The organism is Streptococcus mitis, from assembly GCF_001579045.1.
GTDB lineage: Bacteria > Bacillota > Bacilli > Lactobacillales > Streptococcaceae > Streptococcus > Streptococcus mitis_D.
In genome coordinates, this window is record NZ_KQ970261.1 from 281,850 (window position 1) to 308,263 (window position 26,414).

Here is a 26,414-nt window from a genome sequence, read left to right on the forward strand (position 1 = left end):
TTTCTCCTAGAAGGCTGGATTTTTAACGTTTAGCAAAAGTCGTCACAATTCGCTGACACACTTCTTGCAACAGAGATTTAGGCATAGCTACATTGAGGCGGGCATGGAGACTTCCTTCCTCTCCAAAATCCAAACCACGATTGAGGATAACCTTGGCTTCATTTCTCAAAAGCTCTTGTAATTTTTCATCAGTCAGGTCATAGGCCGAAAAATCAAGCCAAATCAAGTAGGTTCCTTGCGGCTTCATGACCTTGATTTTAGTCTCTTTTCCAAATAAATCTACCACATAATTAATATGGTCTTCAAAGACTTGCTTGAGTTCCTCTAGCCAATCCTTCCCATAGCGATAAGCAGCTTCTGTCGCCAAATAACCCAAGCCTGAAATTTCATGCTGATTATTGGTCAACTGGCGTTTCTGGTAAGCCAGTCTCAACTTAGGATTTTCAATGACTGCATATGAATTTTTTGTTCCAGCAATATTAAAGGTTTTAGTAGCACTGGTCAAGACGATGGCAAATTCTTTAAAGTCAGGGTTGACGGTATTGAAAGACTGGTGTTTGTGACCAAAGAGGACCAAATCTTGGTGAATCTCATCTGAAACCAATAAAACACCATGTTTTTGGCAGAGTTGACCAATCTTCTCCAACACTTCTTTTTCCCAAACACGTCCACCAGGATTGTGAGGGTTGCAAAGAATATAGAGTTTGACCTCCTCTTCCACCAAATCCTTCTCCAGTTGATCAAAGTCAATTTCAAACAGACCATCCTTTTCCACCAAAGAATTGGTAATCAATCTACGGTTGTTCAACTTGACACTGCGAGCAAAAGGTGGGTAGACAGGTGTGTTAATCAGAACCGCCTCGCTTTCTTTTGTGAAAGCTTGAATAGCTGTTGAGATGGCTGGTACCACACCCTCGATAAAGACAAGAGCTTCTTTGTCAAAGTGGTAACCGTGTTGTGTAGCTTCCCACTTTTGAACTTCCTTAATTAACTCTTCACTGGCATAGGTATAGCCATAAACCAGTTGATCAGCGTAAGTCTGCACGGCTTGGCGGATTTCAGGCAAGACTACAAAGTCCATATCCGCTATCCAAGCTGGTAGGACTTCACTATCCGTTTCTGCTTCTTTCCATTTATAGGTATGGTGCCCTAAACGATTGGGCAGGCTTGTAAAATCATATTTTCCCATCTTTGTCTTATCCTTCCAAGGCTTGGCGCAAATCTGCAATCAAATCTCTAGCATCCTCAATCCCAATAGACAAACGCAAGAGGTCATCTGTCAAACCATAAGAATGGCGTACTTCTGCTGGAATATCAGCGTGAGTTTGCGTCGTTGGATAAGTAATAAGACTTTCCACCCCACCCAAACTTTCCGCAAAAGAGAAGACCTTGAGGCTGTTTAAAATGTGAGGAATGCGTGTTTCATCCGCTACTTTAAAGGAAATCATGCCTCCACGACCAGTGTAGAGAACTTCCTTAACTGCTGGAGAATCCTTCAAAAAGGCAACCACTTCTTGGGCATTAGCTGTTGAACGTTCCATACGAAGAGACAAGGTCTTGAGACCACGAATCAATTGATAACTGTCAAATGGAGACAAGACTGCCCCTGTCGTATTGAGATTGTAAAAGAGCTTCTCGTATAGTTCTAAACTATTGGTCACAACCACTCCAGCTAAGACATCATTGTGGCCTGCTAGATACTTGGTTGCTGAATGAAGAACCATATCTGCTCCATCTTCAATCGGACGTTGGTAGATGGGACTATAGAAGGTATTGTCCACCACCACTTTGGCACCCTTAGCATGAGCCAATTTTGCTAGTTTTTCGATATTAAATTCCAACATCAAGGGATTGGTTGGTGTTTCGATATAGAGAACGTCAACATCCTTTTCTAACTCGGCAATCAACTCTTCTTCTGTATTGGCATAGGTAAAATGGAAACGTCCTTCCTGCTCCACTTGGTTGAACCAGCGGAAAGAACCTCCATAAAGGTCACGCACCGCCAAGACCTTACTTCCTACTGGAAAGACGCTAAAGGCCAGTACAATAGCTGACATCCCTGAGCTAGTAGCTAGGGCATAGTCTGCGGACTCAATAGCCGCCAAGACTTCTTCTGCCTTACTGCGAGTTGGGTTTTTAGTGCGTGTATAGTCAAAACCAGTAGATCGACCAAACTCTGGATGCTGATAGGTCGTTGAAAAATGAAGCGGTGTCACCAAGGCCCCTGTCGCTTCATCTGATTTAATGCCCGCCTGGGCCAAAATTGTGTTGATGTGTAATTCCTTGCTCATACAATTCCTCCAAATCTATAGTAACTATTGTACCACTTATTTTCATCAACTCATTTTCTTCTTTTCAAGAGCTAGTTATAGTTTTAAACTATATAAAAAGGGAGTTTTTCCTGCTCCCTTTAATAGACTATAAAATGGTGAATCTCAAAAGACACCTTCACTCTATCATTTGCTCCTGCACAAAACGAGCATAACGCTCATGATTTTCCAGTAGTTCCTTATGAGTTCCTGAGCCAGTGATTTTCCCCTCCTCTAAGAAGAAAATACAATCCACATCTTTTACCGTTGACAAACGATGCGCTATAATCACAACCGTCTTCTCCTTTAATACAGAATAGAGGCTACTGATAATCGCATACTCAGAATCCGCATCAAGATTAGCAGTGGCTTCATCAAATATAAGAATTTCAGCATCTTTTAAGTAGGCTCTAGCTATTTGAAGTCTTTGGCTTTGTCCCCCTGACAAGAGTCGTCCGCGTTCACCAGCTTCAGTATCTAGTCCCTCTTTCATGGAGCGAATCTCATCACCTAGTGATACTAAGTCTAGCACTTTCATCAATTCATCATCAGCTACTAAGCGATTCAAACCGAGACAAAGATTGTCACGAATACTGCCAGATAAGACTGCATTATTTTGTGAAACCCAAGCGATTTTACCTCTCCATTCTTTTAAGTTAAAATCATATATACTTGATTGCTCCATTAGAATATCTCCTGAAAGCGGTTTATAAAACCGCTCTAACAAACGCACAATCGTTGATTTTCCTGATCCAGATGGTCCAACAAAAGCAATTTTTTGCCCCTTGAAAATGGAAAAAGTAATATCCTTTAAGACAGGTCGATTTTCATCATAACCAAAATAGACATGGTTAAAATTCAACCCTTGTCCTGATACCGATTCTCCTCCCTCAAATCTTTCTCTAGGAACTGCAAGCAAGTTCTCCAGTGCAACTGAAGATCCCTTGCTCCTAGAATAAACAGTTACAAAATTAGCTATATTACTAATAGGATTAAGTAATTGAAAGAGGTAAATCAAAAACGAAACCAAGGTTCCCACAGATATATATCCTGCGCTGACCCGATAACCCCCATAGGTTAGCATCACAGCTATAGTCGCAAAGATAAATAAGAGAGCAAATGGGGTCTCAAAAGAAGTAACCCTATCTGATTTCAATGAATTGTTTTGTACCCTTTCAATACAATTATCCAAAACATCCTGTACACTTTTCTCTGCTTGATTGGTCTTAATTAATTCATGTTCTTGAATCTTTTCAGTTAATTGCCCTGTTAAAAATCCGATTTCCTCCTGTAAACGACGACTATACTTTTCACTGATATTGGAAAGTGGCAAGATAATAAACATCATACAAGGAAGAGTGATGAATAAAAGTAGAGAAAGATTCCAATCAAGACTAAATAAGACTATGATGGAACCAAGTACCATAACTAAACTCAAAATAATATTTGGGAAAGTCGTAATTAAAAACTCACGAATGACACTCGTGTCATTAACAATGGCAGAAGTCAACTCCCCACTTTGGCTCTTATCAAAGAAGGATTTCTCTGCATAAATCAACCCCTCTATCACTTTTTTCCTGATTTTTGCTATCTTTTTTTCACCCGATTGACTAAACAAATAGTAACCAATAGAAGAAAACAAGGCTTGACCAATAAAAATCAAAAACGATTGAAATACTTTGGAACCTATATTTTCAATAGAACTCCCATCTATTAAACCTTTTAAGATAAGGGGAAGCAACAAAGCAAGTAGACTAGACAGAACAAGGAAGAAACTCCCCATAATTACCTTAGTATCTACTCTTAATAATTTTAGTTTCATAAACACTCCTTATAATATTTCAACGGATAAAGTCGGAAATAACTCATACTCTTGGAAAATCTCTTCAAGCCACGTCAGCGTCGCCTTGTCGCATATATGTGACTGACTTCGTCAGTCTTATCTGCAATCTCAAAACTGTGTTTTGAGCTGACTTCGTCAGTCTGATCTACAAACCTCAAAACTATGTTTTGAGCAGTCCGCGACCAGCTTCCTAGTTTGCTCTTTGATTTTCATTGAGACTCAATTGGAGGAGAAAGTCTAATAAATCTTCCTATAACAAAACGCATAACATCTAGGATTTTATATACCTGATATTATGCGTTTTTAATCACAAAAACTTCTTACCCAAACTTATCTACAATACATGGATAGATTTTATTTGACATGTTTTGCCAATTCTTCTTGGGCTTTTTTATTAGATTCTTCTTTTTCTTTCATCCATTTTTCTTTGGCTTTTTCATATTCGTCTTTTGTAACTGCCTTATCTTGTAATTTGAGGTATTTATATGATTCAACCCCTTTATTACCAGCCAATGAATAAGGTGATGAGAAAGGAACAGTTTTTCTCAATGTTGGTGTTCCACCCAGTGAAAGATTTGGAATCGCTAGAGAACTATCCACCAACCACGCTTGAGCATCAGCATACTTATCGTAACGTTTAGACAAATCTTGTTCTTTACCAGCTTCTTCAACCATCTTAGTATAAGTATCAATACCAGCTGCTTTCGTCTTATCATTTGGTTGACCAGGTTCAATTCCTAGATTTTGGAGAGAACCACCGCTTGATAAGCTAAGTGTATCAAGATAGCTAGAAGGATCTAGATAGTCTGCACTCCAACCACCATTATAGAGGTCATAGTCTTTTTGCGCAGCTGTCTCAGCTCTATAACCAATGCTTTCCATTTCATCAGGGCCTAACATTTGGATGTCAATAACTACATTATCAGCCCCCAAGACAGATTCGATAGACTGTTTGAATGAACTAGCTTCTTGGACACCTCTTTTAACAGTTTGGTCAACTGGCATATCCAAGTGGATTGGGAATTGAACCCCTTTAGCTTCCAATTCTTTTTTAGCTTTTCCAAAGGCTTCTTTGGCTTTGTCAACATTGTAATACGGATCCTGAGCATCATCAAATTTCATATCTTGCCATTCTTTACCATAATTGACAACTTTTGAAGCTACCATTTCACCAAAGTTCTTACCATCAGCTGAGACAAAGGTTGGTGGAACCAAAAGGTTTCTGAGAATCTTCGTTGCCCCATCTTCACCCTGAGATTGAGCTCCATAGGCTGTACGATCATAGGCAAAATTAATAGCTTGACGGAAGCTCTTATTTAGAACAGCTTCCTGAGTTGATTTTTTCTCAGCATCGCTTGTTTTTGAAGTGTATTTATAAGATTTTCTGTCTAGGTTAAAATTGTAATAGTAAGAAGTCGCATCTTGCATACTGTAGATGATATTATCTTTGTATTTTTCTTTAATAGCTTCAAAACTTGAATTATTTGGGTAGAGCCTAGCATAACTATACCCTCCCTCAGTAAAGTTGCGAGCAAGGGAATCTTGATCACTACCATCAAAATAAGTCAACTTCACATCATCTACAAAGACATTTTTTGCATCCCAGTAGTTTGGATTCTTTTTATATTCCATAACAGATTTTGAAGTGAAAGCCTTGAATAAGAATGGTCCGTTGTACAAGATATCTGCAGGATCAATTTTACCAAAATCATCTCCTTTTGAATTCAAAAATTCCTCGTTAACTGGGAAGAGAATACTTGAAGTTGTTTTTGAATTCCAGTAAGGTTCTGGTTGGTTCAAGGTATATTGAACGGTTTGGTCATCAAGAGCCTTAACTCCGACAGTTGAAAAGTCGCTTGTTTTACCGTTAATGTAATCATCCAAACCTGCGACGGATTCTTGCACTAAGTACAAGGCTTCTGATTTTTTATCAGCCGCATATTTCAAACCAGTGACAAAATCTTGGGCAGTAACAGGAGCATATTCATCTCCATCTGCAGTATACCATTTAGCATCTTTCCGCAGTTTGTAGGTATAGGTCAAACCATCCTGAGAAACAGTCCAATCCTCTGCCAAGGATGGCACTTAGTTCCCATACTGATCATTTTCCATGAGACCATCTACAAAGTTTGTAACAACGTCAAGTACAGTCGCACGATTGTCTTTAAGATAGTTTAAGCTAGTTGGATCAGAAACGTAAACATAACTATACGTTTTAGCTGCACTAGAAGAATTACTGCAGGCACTTAGTAGAAAACCTGCACTTAAAACGACACCTGCAAGTGTCAGATACTTGAATTTAGACTTTTTCATCTCCAAAACCTCCTGTTTTAAATATTTGCTTTATTATACATCTCGGGTTTTAATTAGTCAATAGTTTTTCTGAATTTTTTCAAAAAAATTACATTTTTCACTCGTGATTTTCACAAATACTTCTTATCAGTGATTAAAAAAGGAATAAGTTTCAAGTTCTCCTAAAAGATTGTTCAACTTATTCCTTTTATTTATAAATACTATCTTACGAAAGCTTACATTTTGCTCGCAGGCGATCTGCTTGGGCTTTTCCTATTACCTTATCTAATAAATAGGTACGCAGACTCATAACCATATAAAGTCCACCCCCCATGGCACCGACAAGGGCTACATATATGAAACTCCACAAACGTCCACTTGGTTGGAAGAAAAATCCTAACAGCCACTGGATGGTTCCTATTAACAGAAACATGACTAGGGTCAGCAAACTGATTAAAATGGTTCGCTTCAAAATCACCTTGCGCTTAACACCAGTTACCTTACAAATATCCCTATACATCAAAATATTAGGAATAATGAGACCGATGGTTGTGGAAATCAAAGGCCCGTAACTGTGAAAGAGAGCAATGGTTGGTAGTTGTAAGACCAGCTTGGCAATGGAACCATAGATAAAATAGAGAACGGCCTTGCGGTTACGGAACATGGCCTGAAGCATTGGAGACAAGACCATGTACAAGCCTAAAATAATAGACTGCAAAACTGCAAAGACAAATAAGCCCATAGCCAAACTATCTGGCTTACCATAGAAGACCGTATACAGAGGTTCTCCTACCATGACCACTCCAACCGTTGCTGGCAGTAGGAATATAAAAAGCATGGTAATGCTGTCCTGAACGAGACGAGAAGCCGCCTTCAAGTCCCCCTTGACATAGTTTTCAGTCAAAAGTGGTAAACCGACACCCCCAATTGAAACCCCAACAGAAATCAAAATCATCGTGATTTTATTAGGATTGGCTGAGAAATAAGAAAACATGACAACCAAGTCCTCATTGCTGTAGTTGGTAAACCAGCTCATACTATTGATAAAGGTCAGCTGATCCAAAATCTGGAAAAGCTGGATGGCAGACCCTGTCAGGATAAAAGGAATGGCTTCCTTAATGGTATCGACCAAAAGACGCTTACTGTTAATCTTATCTCCTGTTTCAAGGACTTTTTTGAGTAAGCCTTCTTGGGCAAGGAAATAAATCAAGACTGCAAAACTGGCTACCATACCGACAAAGGCAGCAAAAGTGGATTGGGTAACCGCTGCTAGGTAATCTCCTGAACCGAGCCTCATAATGATAAAGGTTGCTAGGAGCATCCAGATAACACGAATGACCTGCTCAGCAATTTGGCTCATGGCATAAGGTTTGAGGTTATTCATCCCTTGGAAAAATCCTCGGATAACACTCATAGATGGGAAAATCAAGACTCCCCAAGCCAAGCTTTGCATGATTGGGATCAAGTCTTTGCCCACGCCAGACAAGTCTGCTAGCCAAGGAGCAAAGATATACAAGATTAGGGCAAAAACGAGGCCTAGTCCTGTCATAAATCCTAAAAAGCTCCGAATCAGGGCAAAGCTATGCTCCTCTTCTCTCATGGTATTGTACTTGGCAACTTGCTTGGCCACTGCAACTGGAATACCTGCTGTTGAAACCAGCAAGAACCAGGCATAGATATTGTATCCCATGGTAAAGAGTCCATTTGCTGTAGCCGCATAAGACCCCATCCAGATGTACCAAGGGATAATGTAAATAGCCCCGAGTAGGCGACTGATAAAGTTACTGGCCGTTAGCCAAGCAGTCCCCCGTAACATCTGGGCCTGCTGATGATTGTTTTCGTGCGACATAGATTCCTCATTCAATTTTGATAACTAGGAAAAACTCCTTATTTTCCATTATAAACTTTTCCTTGTTACTTGTAAATTTACGACTTTCAGTTTACAATAGAAAGTATGATTAAGATTGAAACCGTATTAGATATTTTAAAGAAAGATGGTCTCTTCCGTGAGATTATCGACCAAGGACATTATCACTACAACTACAGCGAGGTTGTTTTTGATAGCATTAGTTACGACAGCCGAAAAGTAAAAGAAGACACTCTTTTTTTTGCAAAAGGCGCTGCCTTTAAGAAGGAATTTCTGCTTTCAGCCATCTCTCAAGGACTCGGTTGGTATGTAGCTAAAAAGGACTATGAGGTTGGTATTCCCGCCATTATCGTGAACGACATTAAGAAAGCCATGAGTCTGATTGCTATGGAATTTTATGGAAATCCACAGGAAAAACTCAAACTCCTCGCCTTTACTGGAACCAAGGGTAAGACAACGGCAGCCTATTTCGCCTATAACATTTTATCTCAAGGGCATCGACCTGCTATGTTGTCGACCATGAATACAACTCTTGATGGCAAGACTTTCTTTAAGTCTGCATTGACAACTCCTGAGAGTATTGACCTCTTTGACATGATGAATCAGGCTGTGCAAAATGACCGTACCCACCTCATCATGGAAGTCTCCAGTCAAGCCTATCTGGTCAAACGTGTCTATGGTCTAATCTTTGATGTGGGAGTTTTCCTCAATATCAGCCCAGACCATATCGGCCCGATTGAACACCCTAGCTTTGAAGACTACTTCTACCACAAACGTCTCTTGATGGAAAATAGCCGAGCAGTCATCATTAACAGCGACATGGACCACTTCTCAGTCTTGAAAGAACAGGTGGCAGATCAAGACCATGATTTCTATGGTAGTAAGTCAGACAACCAAATCGAGAACTCCAAAGCCTTTAGCTTTTCAGCTACAGGTAAACTCGCTGGTGATTATGATACCCAACTCATCGGTCACTTCAACCAAGAAAATGCCGTTGCTGCTGGACTTGCTTGTCTCCGTCTTGGAGCAAGTCTTGAGGACATCAAAAAAGGGATCGCTGCAACCCGAGTTCCTGGTCGTATGGAAGTCTTGACTCAGAAAAATGGAGCCAAGGTCTTCATCGACTATGCCCACAATGGTGACAGTCTGAAAAAACTCATCAATGTGGTTGAAACTCATCAAACTGGAAAAATTGCTCTGGTTCTGGGTTCGACAGGAAACAAGGGAGAAAGCCGTCGTAAGGACTTTGGCCTCCTCCTCAATCAACATCCTGAGATTCAAATCTTTCTGACTGCTGATGACCCCAACTATGAAGACCCAATGGCCATTGCGGATGAAATTAGTAGCTATATCAATCATCCTGTTGAAAAAATTGCAGATCGCCAAGAAGCCATCAAGGCAGCTATGGCTATCACAAATCACGAATTAGACGCAGTTATTATTGCTGGTAAGGGAGCAGATTGCTACCAAATCGTCCAAGGCAAGAAAGAAGCCTATCCTGGAGATGCCGCCGTAGCAGAAAATTATTTATAAGATAGTAAAAAATCAAGGGAAATGAAACCCTTGATTTTTTTATCTTTATTTAAAAGCGTTTTTCAAACCTTCAACGGCACCTTCTACAGCACCTTTAGCATCTTCAACTACTTCTTTTGCCTTAGCAACTGTCTTTTCTACAGCGCCTTCTGCTTCAGTCTTGCTATCCCCAGTAACCTTACCAAATCCTTCTTTGATAGCGCCTGTTGCTTGTTCCAATTTGTTTTCAAGTGACATATGATTGTCTCCTTTAGTTTATTCCGATATGTGTTACCGGTTACATACAGTTTATACCGAATACTAAGGAAAGTCAAACAATGTGCTCAGAAACAAGAAATCAGACCAAGTAGAAAGTTAATCTTTCCTTATCAAAATCGATAGCCAACTCATACTTTCCATCTTCCTTTTGGACAATATAACCTAGGACAACTAAACTGTCCACAAAGATGTCACGGCGTTTCTGCATCAGTTGATCTTTTTTGAGAAATTTCAACAAAAAAGTCGTCATGTATTTGAGAGCATACTCAGGATTAACATCTCCCAAAATGTCGTAAAGTTCCTGCTGTTTTTCTGTCAAAGGATACTGATGTTTGACCTTGTAGAAATAATTAGACAAGGTCATTTTTGTTCGCGCAAAGTCCGTCTTTTCAACTAAAATAGCTGCATTGGTTTGATTGCGCAACTCCGTCTCAAAACTCTGCTCCAACAATGCTTGATAGATCGGACTATCTTCTCTAACAAAAATCTCTTGGTCCAGTTCGAGACTATCAAGGGACTCAAGCATAGGAAGATTGAGGTAATAACGCTTATTTTCCCGTAGAATCAAGCCAGCCTTTATATACTCTTCCATGAGTTTATCAACTGCTACATCTGGAAATTGGGCCTTGATTTCCCGCAGAATCACATCCTCATGCTGGTCCAGATAGCGTATCAATTCTCCAAAAAATGGCTGTCTCGTCAAACGAGAGGGATTAAAAATCTGAATCATGAAGATTCCTTTCTTTACATTCTAACAGAGGTGACGCTGCCAACTGACTGGGATTGGTCCCAGCTTGGTTCAGAGGAACAGGCAGACCAATCTCCCTATAATATTCCCTCCAAAAATCACTAATCTCCTGCTCACCATCTCCAAATTTCATGGGAATGGTTTCAAAAATCGGGAGAATTTCTGCCATGTACTGGGAACAGTAAAAACCAGTTCCATCTGGATAGAAAGAAGCATTGTAGGGTGCTCCTAGATGTTTGCAAGCTTTTTCCTTCACAGACTGGATATCCATTTTTGGGTAGACATAGAGGTCGTACAAGTTATTTGGCTCAAAGAAGTCTGCTGGTTCCTGACAAACAACACCAACCTGTCCACTAGCGTGGTAAATCATCCCATCCAAACAAATCGCAGCATGGTTATAGCTGCCTGTGGAAGTCTGGATAGCCTGTCCCATATCTGACTCATCTCTCACAAAAATCAAATCGCCATTTTCTAACATACTTCACTCCTAGAAAAAAAGGAGCCGAAACTCCTTTCGATATAAGGCAAACTAGCCTTTCCGATTTTGAACTGACACCCAAAATCTTACGCATTAAAGCTTTCAGTCAATTGAGGTACCACTTGTTTCTTACGTGAAACGGCACCAGCAAGGAAGGCATGATTGTTTTCAAGTTTGAAGTTGAAAGCCGCTTCGACCTTGCCCATATTGGCACCAAGAGCCAAGATTTCTGAGTTTGAGTTAACGATATCTGTAATCATCAAGACAAAGTCAGAGTAGCCGTTTGCTTCGTTAGCAGCTTGCATTGCAGCTTCAATTTCTGCTTGACGTTCCAAGACTTCAGAGATGTCAACTGTGTTCACTTGGGCAACACGGACATTATTTCCGTTCAATTCAAAAGTTTTAGCATCGATGTCAATCAATTCTTCAGCAGATTTGCTAGCCAAGTTTGTACCAGCTTTCAACATAGCCAAACCATACTCTTCCAAGTTGACACCAGCTAATTCAGCCAATTCAGGAGCAATGACTGTATCTGTTGGGTGTGTTGTTGGGGATTTCAAAAGAAGGGTATCTGAAATCAAACCTGAAAGCATCAAACCAGCAATCTCTTTAGGCACAGCTACACCATGTTCTTTGAACATACGGTAAACGATTGAAGACGCTGAACCAACTGGCTCCAAACGCATGTAAAGTGGACTTGCAGTTTCAAAGTTAGCCACACGGTGGTGGTCTACAACACCATAAACTTCTACTTCAGCGATATCTGATACAGATTGTTGGAATTCATTGTGGTCAGTCAAGATAACTTGCTCTGCACCTTCTGCTTTGGCAGAAGTGATGACACGCGGTGCTTCCACACCAAAATAGTTCAAGACAAAGGCTGTTTCTTCATTTGGAGTTCCAAGGGCAACAGCTTCCGTATCCAAACCGTAAGCTTCTTTTGCAAGGTAGGCAAAGGCTACAGATGACCCGATGGCATCTGAGTCTGGATTTTGGTGACCAAATACTAGAATCTTAGACATGATAATACCTCATTTTGTTTATTCTCTTTATTGTAGCATTTTTTTCGCTTTTTGACAAAAGTAAGAGGAGTCAAAGGGCTCCTCACGATTCTTCAAAATAACTGATACTCTTCTAAAATCTCTTCAAACCACGTCAGCTTCGCCTTGCCGTAGGTATGGGTACTGACTTCGTCAGTTCTATCCACAACCTCAAAACAGTGTTTTGATCTGACTTCGTCAGTCTTATCTACAACCTCAAAGCAGTGCTTTGAGCAACCTACGGCTAGCTTCCTAATTTGCTCTTTAATTTTCATTGAGTCTAAGTAAATTTCTATCTTGATTTTCAGATAAAAATTGCTCCTTCTGTGGCCTCTTCTTACGCTTGAGAAGAGCTTCTGCTGACATGGCTTCTTCCTTACTGGCAAATCCTTCTGCATAAATAAGTTTCACTGGTAAGCGTGCTCGTGTATATTTGGCTCCCTTCCCACTATTGTGGACAGCGAGGCGTCTCTTCACATCAGTCGTATATCCTGTATAGTAGGATCCGTCACGGCACTCCAGCACGTACATATAAGCCTTATGATCCATAATAAATCTCTTCGAGTTCGGGCGTATAAGAGCCATCATCATTGTGAACAATGAGAGGTGGCAAGACCTTAAAACCGCTTGTTGAGCCATCCTTGATAGCTTCAATCAAGAGCATATTGGCTTCCTTTTCCTTTTTTGGATAGACAAATTGCAGACGCTTAGGTGCTAGATTATGTCGTTGCAAGCTGTCCAAGATATCTAAAAGTCGATCAGGACGATGAACCATGACCAAACGCCCATTAGATTTGAGAATACTCTGGGCACTACGACAGATTTCCTGCAAATTGGTCGTGATTTCATGTCGCGCCAAGAGATAATGTTCGCTCTCGTTCAAGTTTGAATGAGGATCCACCTTGAAATAGGGCGGATTACACAAAATCATATCCACCTTACTTCCCTGTATACGAGAAGGCATATTTTTCAAATCATCACAGATGACCCCCATCTGCTCTTCCAAACCATTCAAACGGACAGAGCGTTCAGCCATATCTGCCAAACGCTCCTGAATCTCAACAGCCAAAATCTGTGCCTGAGTACGAGTGCTAGCAAATAGCCCAACTGCTCCATTTCCAGCGCAGAAATCCACTATCAAGCCCTTTTTAGGAAAACGTGGAAAACGTGACAAGAGAACACTATCCACCGAATAGCTAAAAACCTCTCTATTTTGAATGATTTTAATATCTGTCGAAAAGAGCTGGTTAATACGCTCTCCTGATTTTAATAATTGTTCTTCTTCCATAGTCCTATTATAGCAAATTTATATTAACATTACAAAGGGTAGGGGTTTCTAACTAGTGCTTCTGATTCTTCAAATGTTGAAGGGCCTCCTTGGTCCAAATTGGCATCATTCGTTTAAGAGGCGCAAAGCCGTAGTTAAAACGGTCGCTCGAAAAACGTCTCCGTCTAGGAAACTGGTGCTTTTCTTCCTCCAAAGTGCGGATAGAAAGACTAGCTTTCCCTGTAAATTCATCTAAATCCACTACCTGAACCTGAACCTCTTCATCGACTTTCAAGGCTTCATAAATATTTTCAATAAATCCTGTTCGAATCTCTGAAATGTGAATCAGCCCTGTATCACCCGTCTCTAGTTCAACAAAGGCACCGTAGGGCTGAATCCCTGTAATACGCCCCTTTAGCTTATCACCGATTTTCATCTTAGTCCTCGATTTCAATGGTTTCAATCACAACATCTTCAACTGGCTTGTCCATGGCCCCTGTCTCAACAGCAGCAATATCATCCAAGACAGCGTAAGATGCTTCATCAGCTAGCTGACCAAAAACAGTATGACGGCGGTCTAAGTGAGGAGTTCCACCTTGGTTGGCATAGATTTCCGCAATCGGTTCTGGCCAACCACCACGAGCAATTTCTTTCTTAGAATAAGGCAAATGTTGATTTTGCACGATAAAGAACTGGCTACCGTTGGTATTTGGACCAGCATTGGCCATAGAAAGGGCACCACGGACATTGTAAAGTTCTTCTGAGAATTCATCCTCAAATGATTCGCCGTAGATTGACTCGCCACCCATACCAGTTCCAGTTGGGTCTCCACCTTGAATCATAAAGTCCTTGATAATACGGTGGAAAATGACTCCATCATAGTAACCATCTTTTGATAGAGCTACAAAGTTAGCTACTGTTTTAGGAGCATGTTCAGGGAAAAGCTTGATACGCAAGTCTCCGTGATTGGTCTTAATAGTCGCGATAGGACCTTCTACTGTTTCAATGTCTACTTGTGGGAAATGCAATTCTTTTTCTACCATACCAAATCCTTCTAAGGCATCAAAAATGCCATCTTCTTCTAATGTTTTTGTAATATAATCTGCTTTTTCTTTGATATTTTCATGAGAAATTCCCATGGCAACGCTGATTCCAGCATAATCAAAGAGTTCCAAGTCGTTGAGGCCATCTCCAAAAACCATAACGTTGTCTGGTTTCAAGCCAAGGTATTCCACAACCTTTTCCACACCCGTCGCTTTGGAGCCTGAAATCGGCACAATATCAGACGAATGTTGATGCCAACGAACCATACGAAGTTTGTCTGAGAGACTGTCAGGCAAGTGCAAGTCATCTCCCTTATCTTCAAAAGTCCACATCTGATAGATATCTTCTTTTTCATGGAAATCGGGGTCTACATCTAAATTGGGGTAAATTGGATTAATAGCTTCACTAATCATATCGGTGCGAGTCGACAACTTGGCATCATGACTCCCAACCAAACCATACTCAATTCCCTCTTGTTTGGCCCAAGAGATATACTCCTCAACATCTGACTTCTCAATCTGATGTTGATAAATAACCTGACCTTTTTTATCTTCAATATAAGCCCCATTCAAAGCTACAAAAAAGTCAGGCTTGAGCTCACGAATCTCTGGAACGACACCAAAAATCCCTCGTCCAGAAGCAATACCTGTCAAAATTCCTTTCTCACGTAATTGCTTAAAAACAGTTGGGATTGAAGTCGGAATAAAACCTGTCTTGGAATTTCGCAAGGTATCATCAATATCAAAAAAGACAATCTTGATTTTCTTTGCCTTATATCTTAATTTGGCATCCATCTCACTACCTCTTTCAATCTAACTCTTTCCATTATACCATAAAGTAGCTAAATCCCCTATTTTCAAAAAGTTTCCAGTTTTTATTGTAATACTCTTCAAAAATCTCTTCAAACCACGTCAGAGTCGCCTTACCGTATATATGTTACTGACTTCGTCAGTTCTATCCACAACCTCAAAACCGTGTTTTGAGCAACCTACGGCTAGCTTCCTAGTTTGCTCTTTGATTTTCATTGAGTATAAGTCTTTGAAGAGAAGAAAATTAATGTTTACGAAAAAATCCAACCGAACCCAACTCGCTCTTTCATTTCAAGGCTCGTGAAAAAAGACCCAACCGGGTCTTCATTCGCTTTCTTGTTTTCTAGCTCATGAAAAAGAGGTCCCCCGGACCTCAACTCGCTCTCTCATTTCAAGGCTCGTGAAAAAAAAGACCCAACCGGATCTGAAAAAGAGGTCCACCAGGACCCAACTCACTCTCTCATTTCAAAGCTCGTGAAAAAAAGACCCGTCGGGGTCTTAATTCGCTTTCTTGTTTTCAAGCTCATGAAAAAGAGGTCCACCCGGACCCCAACTCGCTCTATCATTTCAAGGCTCGTGAAAAAAAGACCCAACCGGGTCTTTTCTTTAATCTTCGTTTACGAAAGGCATCAAAGCCATTACGCGAGCGCGTTTGATAGCTGTTGTTACTTTACGTTGGTTTTTAGCTGAAGTTCCTGTTACACGACGAGGAAGGATTTTCCCACGTTCTGAAACGAAACGGCTAAGAAGCTCAGTATCTTTGTAATCAACATATTCAATTTTGTTTGCTGCGATGTAATCAACTTTTTTACGGCGTTTGAATCCGCCACGACGTTGTTGAGCCATGTTTTTTCTCCTTTATAATTTTAGTTGTCCATTAGAATGGTAAATCATCATCTGAAATATCCAATGGATTTGTTTCTCCAAATGGATTTTCATCACGTGAAAAGTCTGGTACTGAATTTGTAGGTGCTGAATAGTTTGCAGTTGGGGCAGAGTAAGCTCCACCTGTATGACCTTCACGCACACTACGGCTTTCCAACATTTGGAAATTCTCAGCCACGACCTCTGTCACGTAGACACGTTGTCCTTGCTGGTTATCGTAACTACGAGTCTGGATACGACCTGTCACCCCGATAAGTGAGCCTTTTTTAGCCCAATTAGCAAGGTTCTCAGCCTGTTGGCGCCACATAACGACATTGATAAAATCAGCCTCACGTTCGCCATTTTGACTCTTAAATGTACGGTTTACTGCAAGAGTAAAAGTCGCAACTGCTACATTTGATGGGGTATAACGCAACTCAGCGTCACGTGTCATACGCCCTACAAGTACAACATTGTTAATCATAGTTTACCTTCTTACGCGTCAATTTTGACGATCATGTGACGAAGAATGTCAGCGTTGATTTTTGAAAGACGGTCAAACTCTTTAAGAGCTGCATCGTCGTTTGCTTCAACGTTAACGATGTGGTAAAGTCCTTCACGGAAATCTTGGATTTCGTATGCAAGACGACGTTTTTCCCAAGTTTTTGATTCAACAACAGTTGCACCGTTGTCAGTCAAAATAGAGTCAAAACGTGCTACCAAAGCGTTTTTAGCTTCTTCTTCAATGTTTGGACGAATGATATAAAGAATTTCGTATTTAGCCATTGATATGTTCCTCCTTTTGGTCTAATGACCCCAAGACTTTGCAAGGGGTAAGTGAGGTTCGCTCACAATAAACTATTATACTAGAAAAAATTTTTTTACGCAAGTAAAAACACTAAAATAAAAAAAGAAGATGACGAATCATCTTCTCAAAAACTATGAGTTTTTAGTCTTCTTTTTTCTTGCGAGCAAGAAGTCCAAATCCACCTAGGACTCCAAGAAGTCCAAGCGCTGCGAGGCTAGCGTTAGCTTCTGTACCTGTGTTAGGCAATTCTTTTTGACCATCAACGTATTTAGGTGTTGCTGGTTGGGTGGCTGAATCAGTTGCTACTGATGGTTCAGCTGGTGTTGGAACAGCAGGTTGGCTTGGAGTTGTTGGTTGTTCCGGTTGCACTGGAGCTACTGGTTGTTCTTGATCGATTGGATTTGTCACTTTCTTATAGTGATGTAAGGTATTTCCTTTAGCATCCGTTGTCGAATGACTATATTCATATCCTTCCAACTCTATCGGATTGTGTTTTCCTTCTTTATCTGAAGTAATTCGGTTACCATTTTCATCTAGGTATTCCGTTACAATTTGAACTGTTGAATCACCATTTTGAGCAATGACTCCTCCACCATTTTGTGATTTAGGTGTTACTGTTACTGGTACGTCGACTGTAATAATACGACCATCCGGTAATTTTACTTTCACTTTAACCACTGGTTTTACTCCAGGTGTTTCAGTCGTTGGAATTTCTCCTACTTCTACAATTTCCCAACCTTCTGGTAGATCTACTTTCTTCTTAACATCTTCTTCAGTAATTGGTGTTCCCACTCCTACTACAATAGGCGTTACTTTCGGTGTTACGATTACTGGTACATCTACTTCAATTATCTCACCAGTTGGAACTTTAATTTTCACTTTAACGCTTGGTTTTACTCCAGCTGGAATTGTTGTTGGGATTTCTCCTACTTCTACAATTTCCCATCCTGGCTCTTTTGGTAAATCAATATGACCTTTTACATCATCTGGTGTGATTGGAGTTCCTTGTGGTACAACAATTTGTCTTACAGTTGGTGTTACGATTACCGGTACGTCGACTGTAATCTTACGTCCATCTGGTAATTCAATTTCCACTGAAACAACTGGTTTTGTTCCTGGTGTTGTAGTCGTTGGAATTTCGCCCACTTTTGTTACAGTCCATCCTTTTGGCAATTCGATATGTTTCTTAACATCTTCTGACGTTACAGGCGTTCCTACTGAAACTACTACAGGTGTTACTTTCGGCGTTACGATTACTGGGATATTCATCGTTACTCGAATTCCATTTGGCAATTCAACTACAACTGGAATACTTGGTCTTTCACCTGGAACATCTGTTGTAGGTTTATCTCCAATTGAGATAACTTTTACTCCTTTTGGAATGTGTTTTTCAACATCCTCAGCAGTAATTGGATCACCTTGTTTTTTAACAATATCTTCAATAGGTGTTACATTCACTGGGACTTCTACCGTAACTACTTTGTCATTTGGTAATGTAATCGTTACTTTTACTGGATCTTTCTTACCTGGTGTTGTTAAGTCTGGAAGATCTCCTACCTTAACTGTTGCTCCGTCTGGTACTTTAATTTGTTTTAATACATCCTCTGGAGTCAGTTTATCTTTTGTTACTGGTGTTTCAATTGGAGTGATTGGAGTTACATTTACTGGAACTTCTACTGTAATTACTTTTCCATTTGGTAATTCCACAGTTACTTTCACTGGATTTTTCTTACCTGGTGTTGTTAAGTCTGGAATGTTTTCTACCTTCGTTACCTTGCCACCTTCTGGAATCGTGATTCTCTTAGTGTAATCCTCTGGTGTTAATGGAGTCTTCGTAACCGGAGTTTCAATTTCCTTCACTGGTGTTACGTTCACTGGGACTTCCACTGTAATTACTTTCCTATTTGGTAATTCTACCGTTACTTTAACTGGATCTTTCTTACCTGGCGTTGTTAAGTCTGGAATGTTCTCAACATTCGTTACCCTGCCTTCTGCAGGAACTTTAACATATTTAGAAATATCCTCTTTTGTTAAAGGTGTATTCGTCACTGGGGTTTCGATTGGTTTTGGTTTAGCTTCCACTACTTTAATAGTTGCTGGAACTTCTACTAATACATTACCATTTTTATCTTTTACCACAACTGTAACTGGTTTATCCCCTGGAGTTGTTCCATCATATGGAGTTGTTTGTCCTTCTGGAACTTTGTATTCAAACGTTGACCCTTCTGGATAGTCACTTGGTGTGATACTATCTTCAGCTTTAGGTTTATCTTTATCTTCAGCGTTTACTGGAGTTAATTGTTCTTTACCTTGAACTACTTTAATCTTCGCAGGTACTTCTACAATTGTATCTCCATCTGAATCTTTCACGACTACAGTAACATCTTTTTCACCTGGTGTTGTTCCATCATATGGAGTTGTTTGTCCCTCTGGAGTCTTGTATTCAAATGTTGATTCTTCTGGATAATCATCCGGTGTAATGCTATCTTGTGGTTTTGGTTTCTTATCATTTTCAGCATTTACAGGGACATATTGTGTCTTAGATTCTACTACTACAATTGTCGCTGGAATTTCTGTAATTGGTTGTCCATTCAACTTAGCTACTACCGTTACAGGTTTCTCACCTGGTGTTGTTGTATCTACTGGAGTGTTATCTTTATATTCAAATGTTGTTCCAGTTGGGAAATCATTTGGATTAATGTTTTCTTTTGGATCTGGCTGTTTCTTAGCTGGATCTACTGGTACATATTTAGGATAACTTTCTACTACTCGTACTGTAGATGGTACTTCAACGATTGTATTTCCTTGTGGGTCAAGCACTTCAACAACCACGTTCTTATCTCCAGTTGTTGTTACATCAATTGGACTTGTTTGTCCTTCTGGAATTTTATATCTAAATGTTGATCCTTGTGGATAATCTGTTTTATCGATACTCTTCTCTGGATCTGGTAAAACATCATTATTTTCTTTTACAGGTACAATTTGTGGTACACCTTCAACTACTGTAACTGGTACTTTAACAGTTGTCATTTTTTCTTGACCATCTACAGTGTATTTAACTGGTACATCAACTTCTGTATCTTCTGTTAAGTCTGGCACTGTTACTGTAGCTGTTTCATCAATAGCAACTGTTGCACCTTGTGGCAATTTACCTGTAAATGTTCCGTCAGCAATTGCTTTTTTGGCTTGAGCAAGTACTTTTTCTTTTGCTTTGTCTTTATCCCCATTTTTAGGGACAAGAATTTCATCCGCTTCTGGTTTTGGTAACACTGTTACAGGGACACTTACTGTTTCTGTTAACTTACCATTGTCATATGTTACTGGTACGTCTACTTTAACGTCTGTTTCCCCAGCTTTACCTGCTGTTTCTGGTAATGTTGTTGGTTCACCTTTTGTTCCATCTTCTCCTGGTGTTACGGCTGCTTTCGCTTGCTCAGCTGTTACTTCATCACCTTCGAAAACAACGATTTTACTTGGTGTTGAGCTTACTACTGTTACTGGTACATTAATCGTATCTTCTGCTACTACTGTACCTGTAGCGTCTTTATATTGTACTTTTACTGGTACATTACCTTTATCACCATTTGAATCTGTTGCTGGAACAGCATAATTTTGATTTGGAACTAATCCTACTGTAACTCCTGATGGTAATGTGAGTTTACCTAGGGCAGCTTGTGCTTTTTCTTTGACAGCTGTTGTTAAATTTTCACCAGTTGTATCTTTTAATGTTGTTACTTTTTCTGGTGTTGCTTTTGGTAACACTTCAACTGGTACATTTACAGTTTCTGTTCCACTTGGGTATGTTACTGTTATTGGTACAGTTACATCTTTTGCTCCTACTTTACCTGTTGTTTCTGGTAAAGCAGTTTCTGTTGGTGTTCCTACTGTTCCTCCAGTACCTGGTGTTACTGCATTTTTAACTTTCTCAGCATCTGGTTTTGTTCCTTCTACAGTGTATACTGTTTTTGGTTCTGAACCTAATACGTTGATTGTTACTGGTACTGTTGTATTGTATGTTATTCCATCTACTGTGTAAGTTGCTGGAACATTTACAACACCTTTATTTGTCCCTTTTTCATTTGTTAGAGTTTCTGCTACGGCTTCTGTTATATCACCAACTATAACTGTTGCCCCTGTTGGTAATTTCCCTTTGAAGCCTGCTTCTTCTACTAATATTGCTGCTTTTGCTTTCGCTACTTCTTTGACTTTATCAACAGTTGAACCTTTTGGTACATCTGCTTCACCAGTTGCTTTTGGTAATACTGTTACTGGTACACTTACTGTCTCTGTTAACTTACCATTGTCATATGTTACTGGTACATCTACTTTAATATCTGTTTCCCCAGCTTTACCTGCTGTTTCTGGTAATATTGTTGGTTCACCTTTTGTACCATCTGTTCCAGGTGTTACAGCACCTTTAGCTGCATCAGCTGTTACTTCATCACCTTCGAAAACAACGATTTTACTTGGTGTTGAACTCACTACTGTTACTGGTACATTAATTGTATCTTCTGCTACTACTGTACCTGTAGCGTCTTTATATTGTACTTTTACTGGTACATTATCTTTATCACCATTAGAAGTTGTTGCTGGAACAGTATATGTTTGATTTGGAACTAATTCTACTGTAACTCCTGATGGTAGTGTTAATTTACCTAGTGCAGCTTGTGCTTTTTCTTTTACAGCTGTTGTTAGGTTGTCACTAGTTGTATCTTTTAATGTTGTTACTTTTTCTGGTGTCGCTTTTGGTAACACTTCAACTGGTACTTTTACAGTTTCATCTCCTGTTGGATATGTTACTGTTGTTGGTACGGTTATATCAGGTGTTCCTGCTTTTACTGTTGTAGCAGGTAAATCTGTTTCTTTCGGATCGTTTACTGTTCCTTCATTTCCTGGTGTTACTGCATTCTTAACTTTCTCAACACTTGGTTTTGTTCCTTCTAATGTATATATCGTTTTTGTTTCAGAACCTGCTACGTTGATAGTTACTGGAACTGTTGTATTATATGTTTTTCCATCTACTGTATATGTTGCTGGAACATTTACAACACCTTTATTTGTCCCTTTTTCTGCAGTTATTGTCGCTAGTACTTCTTCTGTAATATCACCAACTGTTACTGTTGCTCCTGTTGGTAATTTCCCTGTGAAATCTGCTGATTCTACTAATGCTGTTGCTTTTTCTTTTGCAACTTCTTTTACTTTATCTACTGAAGCTCCTTTGTGTACTTCTACTTCACCAGTTGCTTTTGGTAATACCAACACAGGAACTTCTACTGTTTCATTAATATTTGTACCATTTGAATCATGAGTAACCGTTGTTGGAATTTTCAATCCTGCTTCTCCAGCTTTTCCTGTCGTACTAAAGACATCTGCTTCGTTAGGATTGTTTACAACTCCCGCTTTAGTCTCGATTGTAGCAGGAGTGACTGAAGATTTAACCTGATCATTTGTAATCTTATCACCTTCAAATACTACTAACTTATCTGTAGTTGATTTAACAACATTTACTTCAATATCTACTGTTGTATCATAAGTTCTTCCATCAGCAGTATAAGTAACAGGAACTTTTACAACACCACGTCCATCAGCAGCTATTTTTGTGATTTCAACTTTATCTTTAGAATTAAGGGTAACATTCGTAATTTGACCTATTCCAGCTGTTGCATTCATATCTCTAAGCAATTGTTGGAAATTAGCTGAATTAACTTCTTCTTGTGCTTTTGCATAAGCAACTTCTTTTAACTGATCATTGTTAGTATTAATTGGAACAGTCACGGTACCTGTTGCTTGTAAGCTATTAATATAGATTATTTTTCCATATTCAAAATCTGGTTTATCAGAATTTGCCAATCCTCCTCGATTGAACTGATTTTCATATGCTGGTTTCAAACCATTAGTTGTATATGAATATAATTTATTTCCCTCTGCATCCGTATCTCCAAACCCACTTGTTGCTGTAACTTTGAAGTCAGCTGGTCCAATAAAGTTATTCGCAGTTGTAAAGACAATACTTGATGAACGAGTAGTTTTTTCAGCAGCAGCCATACGATTTCCAGCTGGCACATTATAAGTTAATGTTCCACCTTTAGAATTATCATTAGAATCATTTGGGATCCATTTAATGGAATTAGCATAAACACCTCCAAGAAATGCACTTCCGCCATTTGCATTAATAACTCGATCTTCTAAGACTACACCCTTTGGAACTTTAATCGTTACTTGCACTTGTGATGCAGCATAATAATCAATATTCATTCCAGCTGTATCTTTAAGCGTAAAGTTAAAACTACCTTTTTGATCTTTTTTGTAGATAGTGTCTGGTGTATATCCATACTCATTATTTTGTCTTCCAGAGCTGACATTTGTTACCACTTCTGCAGCTGGAGCTGTAGCAATACCGATACCTCCTACAAGGTATCCATCTCTGAGCGTAACCTTATTACCCCATTCTGTTTGGTTTTCAGTACCTCCATTTTGTGATCCCGCTTGGTCCCCAGCTTCGATTAAAACCTTAATTTTTGTAGTAGTTGCAGGAATATCATATAGACGAGCCATATAATTCCATCCGTTACTTCCCCCAGGACCTTGTTCCGTAGATAAAGGACCATTTTTCCCTTCAACTGGGTTAATAACTTCTCCTGTGAAAGCATCAACAATTTTAAGTTTAACTTTTTCTCCAGTTCCTGTAGTAGAAACATGACCATAAGCACCACCGTGAATCAAGTTAACATTAATTCTTGAATTTCCATTTACATCATATTCCTTTGAAATAGTCGTACCTTTACTACCTAATTCAAGATAATAATCACGATTTTTCACTTCTCCAAATGCATTATTCTTCATCGCATCGATAGTAGGCGTTAAAGTTGGAATGATACCACTACCGTTATTATAGGATAGTTGATGTCCTTCAGTATAGAATCGTTTTAATTCTCCATTGTTTGTATATATTTTTGATTTTGGTACTGTACGAGTACTTGGTGCCCCATCTTTATCTGTAACATTCGTTACATCAAGAGGTTGAACAGCATTTACTTGCTCACCAACTTCTATTTTCCAACCATTTAGTACGCCAGCTTCTGCATCAGCTTTTGTAATAGTTTTTTCTTTCCAGTTATAAGTTGCGCTACCAATTCCTGCAGTACGAGCATTAATTTCTCCTTAGCCTCTTTGTTGCTTAGCAATCGTTTCTGATTTAGTAACAGCATCCGTAAAGGTTACTTTATCCCCAAAACCTTCTTTCAGACTCTCAAAGACACCGTTTGTTGGGTTATTACCGTAAGCTACATGGTTTTCACTAACAGGTGCTCCTAAGTCTGCTTTACCAGCCAAATATAAAGCTAATAAATCACGCTCAGATTTAACAGCTTCTGCTTGTTGGCTCATTTTTTGAGCTGAACTTACATCCGCTGCATTTGCAGTTGTAATAACATTTTCTGCTTTTTGTTTAATATGTTTTAAAACATCAATTTTAAATTGATCTTTTTTATTCGTAGGTAGCGCTTCTTCTTTTGCTATTTCAGCTTGAAGTTTATCAATATTTGCTTGCAATTGTGGAATAGCTGCATCTCGAATACCTTTATATTTTTCTGCTTCCGACGCAGCATTTGCAGCTGTAGTATCTACAGTTCTAAACCCACTTTCCCCATGGCCAGAAATCTCTTGTCCATTACGTGAGTCTTGATTTTGTTTTTCTTCTTTCTTTTCTACTTTTGGCATACTTGAAAGAACGAAAGCTTGGCTATTCAATTCTTTAGCAACTTTATCTACTTCTGTTTGTGTTGCTTTGTCGTTTGACAGTAGGGCTTGAGCCTTAGCAAGTTCTGTTTTTGCTGCTTCAATAGCTGAGGCAGTCTTTTCAGATACTCCTGCTTTGCCAAGGGCTGCTTCCATACGAGCAATAGCTGCTTCCAACTTGCTTGTATCAGCCTTTGTAGCTAGGGCTTCTTCCGCTTTTGGTGTTTCTGCTAGTGCTGATGGTTGCTCAGTTGTTGGTGTCGCCACAGTTGATGTAGAAGTTTCAGTTGAATCTACAGGCTTGCTTGAATCTGCTTGATTTCCAGCATCGGGGTTAACCTGTTCGCTAGTCACTGTAGCTGATGTACCTTGCTCTTGAGCCTGAATAGTCGCTGCCCCACCAAACATCATATAGGCTGCTACAGCTACTGACGCTGCTCCAAAACTATACTTACGGATTGAAAAGCGCTGGACCTTTTGTCCGTGATACTTGTCCATTCTTGAATACATATTTTTTCCTTTTTAAATAAATTTTAGTTGCGGAATTACACCCAAGTATTTTGAAAGTTTCAATTTCTAAATCTGATTCACAGAGTTAAATATCCCTACTCTAAACATAGGTAAATAATCCATTACTTACATTATAACATTATTTTCATTAGAAAATCTACTATTTATATGTAAAATAAGCGTTTTTTAATATATATATATTAAAATATATTTTCTGCAAACTTTATATAAAAAAGCAAAAGACCATAGGGGTCTAAAAAAAGAAGATGACGAATCATCTTCTCAAAAACTATGAGTTTTTAGTCCTCTTTTTTCTTGCGAGCAAGAAGTCCAAATCCACTCAAAGCTCCAAGGAGTCCAAGTGCAGCTAGACTAGCATTAGCTTCTGTACCTGTGTTAGGTAACTCTTTTTGACCTTCAACATATTTAGGTGTTGCTGGTTGAGTAGCTGAATCAGTTGCTACTGATGTTTCAGCTGGTGTTGGAACAGCAGGTTGGGTTGGAGTTGTTGGTTGTTCCGGTTGCACTGGAGCTACTGGTTGTTCAGGAGTCTCTGGTGTTGATGGAACTGGTGCTGGTTCCGGTTTAGGCTCTGGCTTAGGCTCTGGTTTAGGCTCCGGCTTAGGCTCTGGCTTAGGCTCTGGTTTAGGCTCTGGCTTAGGCTCTGGTTTAGGCTCTGGCTTAGACTCTGGCTTAGGCTCTGGTTTAGGTTCTGGTTTAGGTTCTGGTTTAGGCTCTGGTTTTGTATCTGCTTCATAGTATACATCAATTGTTTTATCATCTGTTGTTGATGTTACTTCTGTCGCTTCTACTCTTGTGACACTTGGAACTTTGTAGTTTGCTATTGATTCTGGTATTACTTCTGACCAACTGCCCTTGCTCCATTCTCCGTATGTAACTTCTCCAGTGACTTTGTTTGTTGTTTTTGTTCTTGATAACGTCACGCTTTGTACCGCTGGATCTTTCAAGACTTTATTTGTACCTTTTTCTAGGTAGTTGATTGTACG

The 26,414-nt window shown here is 39.5% G+C and carries 20 protein-coding genes and 2 pseudogenes; 1 reads left to right on the forward strand and 21 read right to left on the reverse strand.

All coding sequences use genetic code 11. The features are described 5' to 3' along the window. Positions 1 to 22: 22 nt before the first annotated feature. The 6 genes and pseudogenes from SMIDD28_RS01335 to SMIDD28_RS01355 all read right to left on the reverse strand — a co-directional run bounded on the left by SMIDD28_RS01335 (position 23) and on the right by SMIDD28_RS01355 (position 8,293). Positions 23 to 1,189: a MalY/PatB family protein gene (locus SMIDD28_RS01335; protein ID WP_061424131.1), complete on the reverse strand. Its 1,167-nt coding sequence runs from the start codon at positions 1,187 to 1,189 to the stop codon at positions 23 to 25. A gap of 7 nt (positions 1,190 to 1,196) precedes the next feature. Then, the gene (locus SMIDD28_RS01340) at positions 1,197 to 2,291 is read right to left on the reverse strand and encodes a cystathionine gamma-synthase (protein WP_061424133.1); all 1,095 of its coding nucleotides are present in this window, start codon (positions 2,289 to 2,291) and stop codon (positions 1,197 to 1,199) included. 157 nt (positions 2,292 to 2,448) lie between these two features. Beyond that, a complete protein-coding gene (locus SMIDD28_RS12000; RefSeq protein ID WP_231075121.1) occupies positions 2,449 to 3,171 on the reverse strand; it encodes an ABC transporter ATP-binding protein in 723 nt (240 codons plus the stop codon). Between the two features lie 186 nt (positions 3,172 to 3,357). Next, positions 3,358 to 4,131: pseudogene (locus SMIDD28_RS12005) on the reverse strand (ABC transporter ATP-binding protein); the annotation flags it as partial. A 375-nt stretch (positions 4,132 to 4,506) separates the two neighbouring features. After that, positions 4,507 to 6,465, reverse strand: a pseudogene (locus SMIDD28_RS01350) (peptide ABC transporter substrate-binding protein). 205 nt (positions 6,466 to 6,670) lie between these two features. Next, a complete protein-coding gene (locus SMIDD28_RS01355) occupies positions 6,671 to 8,293 on the reverse strand; it encodes a putative polysaccharide biosynthesis protein (protein WP_061424137.1) in 1,623 nt (540 codons plus the stop codon). Positions 8,294 to 8,398: 105 nt separating this feature from the next. On the opposite strand from SMIDD28_RS01355, the gene SMIDD28_RS01360 reads away from it, so the two are divergent. Further along, positions 8,399 to 9,844 carry a UDP-N-acetylmuramoyl-L-alanyl-D-glutamate--L-lysine ligase gene (locus SMIDD28_RS01360; protein WP_061424139.1) on the forward strand — a complete coding sequence of 482 codons (1,446 nt, stop codon included), beginning with the start codon at positions 8,399 to 8,401 and terminating at the stop codon, positions 9,842 to 9,844. Between the two features lie 45 nt (positions 9,845 to 9,889). Here the strand turns inward: SMIDD28_RS01360 and SMIDD28_RS01365 are convergent, their stop codons facing one another. The 15 genes from SMIDD28_RS01365 to SMIDD28_RS11795 form a co-directional block, all read right to left on the reverse strand. Further along, complete coding sequence (locus SMIDD28_RS01365; RefSeq protein ID WP_000051184.1) at positions 9,890 to 10,081, reverse strand: CsbD family protein; 192 nt, start codon at positions 10,079 to 10,081, stop codon at positions 9,890 to 9,892. Between the two features lie 100 nt (positions 10,082 to 10,181). Then, positions 10,182 to 10,832: a DUF1803 domain-containing protein gene (locus tag SMIDD28_RS01370; protein ID WP_061424141.1), complete on the reverse strand. Its 651-nt coding sequence runs from the start codon at positions 10,830 to 10,832 to the stop codon at positions 10,182 to 10,184. Next, positions 10,816 to 11,328 (reverse strand): YiiX/YebB-like N1pC/P60 family cysteine hydrolase, encoded by a 513-nt coding sequence (locus SMIDD28_RS01375; RefSeq protein WP_061424143.1) that lies wholly within the window; start codon positions 11,326 to 11,328, stop codon positions 10,816 to 10,818. Before SMIDD28_RS01375 ends, SMIDD28_RS01370 begins: the two co-directional genes overlap by 17 nt. An 86-nt stretch (positions 11,329 to 11,414) precedes the next feature. After that, positions 11,415 to 12,350 carry a manganese-dependent inorganic pyrophosphatase gene (locus tag SMIDD28_RS01380; RefSeq protein WP_061424144.1) on the reverse strand — a complete coding sequence of 312 codons (936 nt, stop codon included), beginning with the start codon at positions 12,348 to 12,350 and terminating at the stop codon, positions 11,415 to 11,417. A 92-nt stretch (positions 12,351 to 12,442) separates the two neighbouring features. Next, entirely contained in the window at positions 12,443 to 12,643 is a 201-nt protein-coding gene (locus SMIDD28_RS01385) for a hypothetical protein (protein ID WP_061424146.1), read from the reverse strand. Continuing rightward, the gene (locus SMIDD28_RS01390; RefSeq protein ID WP_061424148.1) at positions 12,633 to 12,917 is read right to left on the reverse strand and encodes a GIY-YIG nuclease family protein; all 285 of its coding nucleotides are present in this window, start codon (positions 12,915 to 12,917) and stop codon (positions 12,633 to 12,635) included. Before SMIDD28_RS01390 ends, SMIDD28_RS01385 begins: the two co-directional genes overlap by 11 nt. After that, on the reverse strand, positions 12,907 to 13,656 hold the full coding sequence (locus tag SMIDD28_RS01395) for a tRNA1(Val) (adenine(37)-N6)-methyltransferase (protein WP_061424150.1): 750 nt from the start codon (positions 13,654 to 13,656) through the stop codon (positions 12,907 to 12,909). Before SMIDD28_RS01395 ends, SMIDD28_RS01390 begins: the two co-directional genes overlap by 11 nt. A gap of 52 nt (positions 13,657 to 13,708) precedes the next feature. Continuing rightward, positions 13,709 to 14,071 (reverse strand): S1 RNA-binding domain-containing protein, encoded by a 363-nt coding sequence (locus SMIDD28_RS01400; RefSeq protein WP_061424152.1) that lies wholly within the window; start codon positions 14,069 to 14,071, stop codon positions 13,709 to 13,711. A gap of 1 nt (position 14,072) precedes the next feature. Beyond that, positions 14,073 to 15,473 (reverse strand): bifunctional Cof-type HAD-IIB family hydrolase/peptidylprolyl isomerase, encoded by a 1,401-nt coding sequence (locus SMIDD28_RS01405; protein ID WP_061424154.1) that lies wholly within the window; start codon positions 15,471 to 15,473, stop codon positions 14,073 to 14,075. A gap of 621 nt (positions 15,474 to 16,094) precedes the next feature. Continuing rightward, positions 16,095 to 16,334: a 30S ribosomal protein S18 gene (gene rpsR, locus SMIDD28_RS01410; RefSeq protein WP_000068664.1), complete on the reverse strand. Its 240-nt coding sequence runs from the start codon at positions 16,332 to 16,334 to the stop codon at positions 16,095 to 16,097. Between the two features lie 31 nt (positions 16,335 to 16,365). Next, entirely contained in the window at positions 16,366 to 16,836 is a 471-nt protein-coding gene (gene ssbA, locus SMIDD28_RS01415) for a single-stranded DNA-binding protein SsbA (RefSeq protein WP_061424159.1), read from the reverse strand. Between the two features lie 11 nt (positions 16,837 to 16,847). After that, a complete protein-coding gene (rpsF, locus tag SMIDD28_RS01420) occupies positions 16,848 to 17,138 on the reverse strand; it encodes a 30S ribosomal protein S6 (RefSeq protein WP_001151785.1) in 291 nt (96 codons plus the stop codon). 163 nt (positions 17,139 to 17,301) lie between these two features. Beyond that, positions 17,302 to 24,003, reverse strand: coding sequence for a Rib/alpha-like domain-containing protein (locus SMIDD28_RS11520; protein WP_061424161.1), 6,702 nt, complete (start codon positions 24,001 to 24,003; stop codon positions 17,302 to 17,304). 318 nt (positions 24,004 to 24,321) lie between these two features. Beyond that, complete coding sequence (locus tag SMIDD28_RS01430) at positions 24,322 to 25,407, reverse strand: YSIRK-type signal peptide-containing protein (RefSeq protein ID WP_061424163.1); 1,086 nt, start codon at positions 25,405 to 25,407, stop codon at positions 24,322 to 24,324. 299 nt (positions 25,408 to 25,706) lie between these two features. Beyond that, positions 25,707 to 26,414: mucin-binding protein (locus tag SMIDD28_RS11795; protein WP_196756345.1), on the reverse strand; the 708-nt coding region annotated here is incomplete at its 5' end.

Bases quoted from the DNA above. Each gene is read 5' to 3' on its own strand.
- SMIDD28_RS01335 (WP_061424131.1), bottom strand. From the start codon at position 1,189: ATGGGAAAATATGATTTTACAAGCCTGCCCAATCGTTTAGGGCACCAT.
- SMIDD28_RS01340 (WP_061424133.1), bottom strand. From the start codon at position 2,291: ATGAGCAAGGAATTACACATCAACACAATTTTGGCCCAGGCGGGCATT.
- SMIDD28_RS01355 (WP_061424137.1), bottom strand. From the start codon at position 8,293: ATGTCGCACGAAAACAATCATCAGCAGGCCCAGATGTTACGGGGGACT.
- SMIDD28_RS01360 (WP_061424139.1), top strand. From the start codon at position 8,399: ATGATTAAGATTGAAACCGTATTAGATATTTTAAAGAAAGATGGTCTC.
- SMIDD28_RS01365 (WP_000051184.1), bottom strand. From the start codon at position 10,081: ATGTCACTTGAAAACAAATTGGAACAAGCAACAGGCGCTATCAAAGAA.
- SMIDD28_RS01370 (WP_061424141.1), bottom strand. From the start codon at position 10,832: ATGATTCAGATTTTTAATCCCTCTCGTTTGACGAGACAGCCATTTTTT.
- SMIDD28_RS01375 (WP_061424143.1), bottom strand. From the start codon at position 11,328: ATGTTAGAAAATGGCGATTTGATTTTTGTGAGAGATGAGTCAGATATG.
- SMIDD28_RS01380 (WP_061424144.1), bottom strand. From the start codon at position 12,350: ATGTCTAAGATTCTAGTATTTGGTCACCAAAATCCAGACTCAGATGCC.
- SMIDD28_RS01385 (WP_061424146.1), bottom strand. From the start codon at position 12,643: ATGAAAATTAAAGAGCAAATTAGGAAGCTAGCCGTAGGTTGCTCAAAG.
- SMIDD28_RS01390 (WP_061424148.1), bottom strand. From the start codon at position 12,917: ATGGATCATAAGGCTTATATGTACGTGCTGGAGTGCCGTGACGGATCC.
- SMIDD28_RS01395 (WP_061424150.1), bottom strand. From the start codon at position 13,656: ATGGAAGAAGAACAATTATTAAAATCAGGAGAGCGTATTAACCAGCTC.
- SMIDD28_RS01400 (WP_061424152.1), bottom strand. From the start codon at position 14,071: ATGAAAATCGGTGATAAGCTAAAGGGGCGTATTACAGGGATTCAGCCC.
- SMIDD28_RS01405 (WP_061424154.1), bottom strand. From the start codon at position 15,473: ATGGATGCCAAATTAAGATATAAGGCAAAGAAAATCAAGATTGTCTTT.
- rpsR (WP_000068664.1), bottom strand. From the start codon at position 16,334: ATGGCTCAACAACGTCGTGGCGGATTCAAACGCCGTAAAAAAGTTGAT.
- ssbA (WP_061424159.1), bottom strand. From the start codon at position 16,836: ATGATTAACAATGTTGTACTTGTAGGGCGTATGACACGTGACGCTGAG.
- rpsF (WP_001151785.1), bottom strand. From the start codon at position 17,138: ATGGCTAAATACGAAATTCTTTATATCATTCGTCCAAACATTGAAGAA.
- SMIDD28_RS11520 (WP_061424161.1), bottom strand. From the start codon at position 24,003: ATGAAGAATAATGCATTTGGAGAAGTGAAAAATCGTGATTATTATCTT.
- SMIDD28_RS01430 (WP_061424163.1), bottom strand. From the start codon at position 25,407: ATGTATTCAAGAATGGACAAGTATCACGGACAAAAGGTCCAGCGCTTT.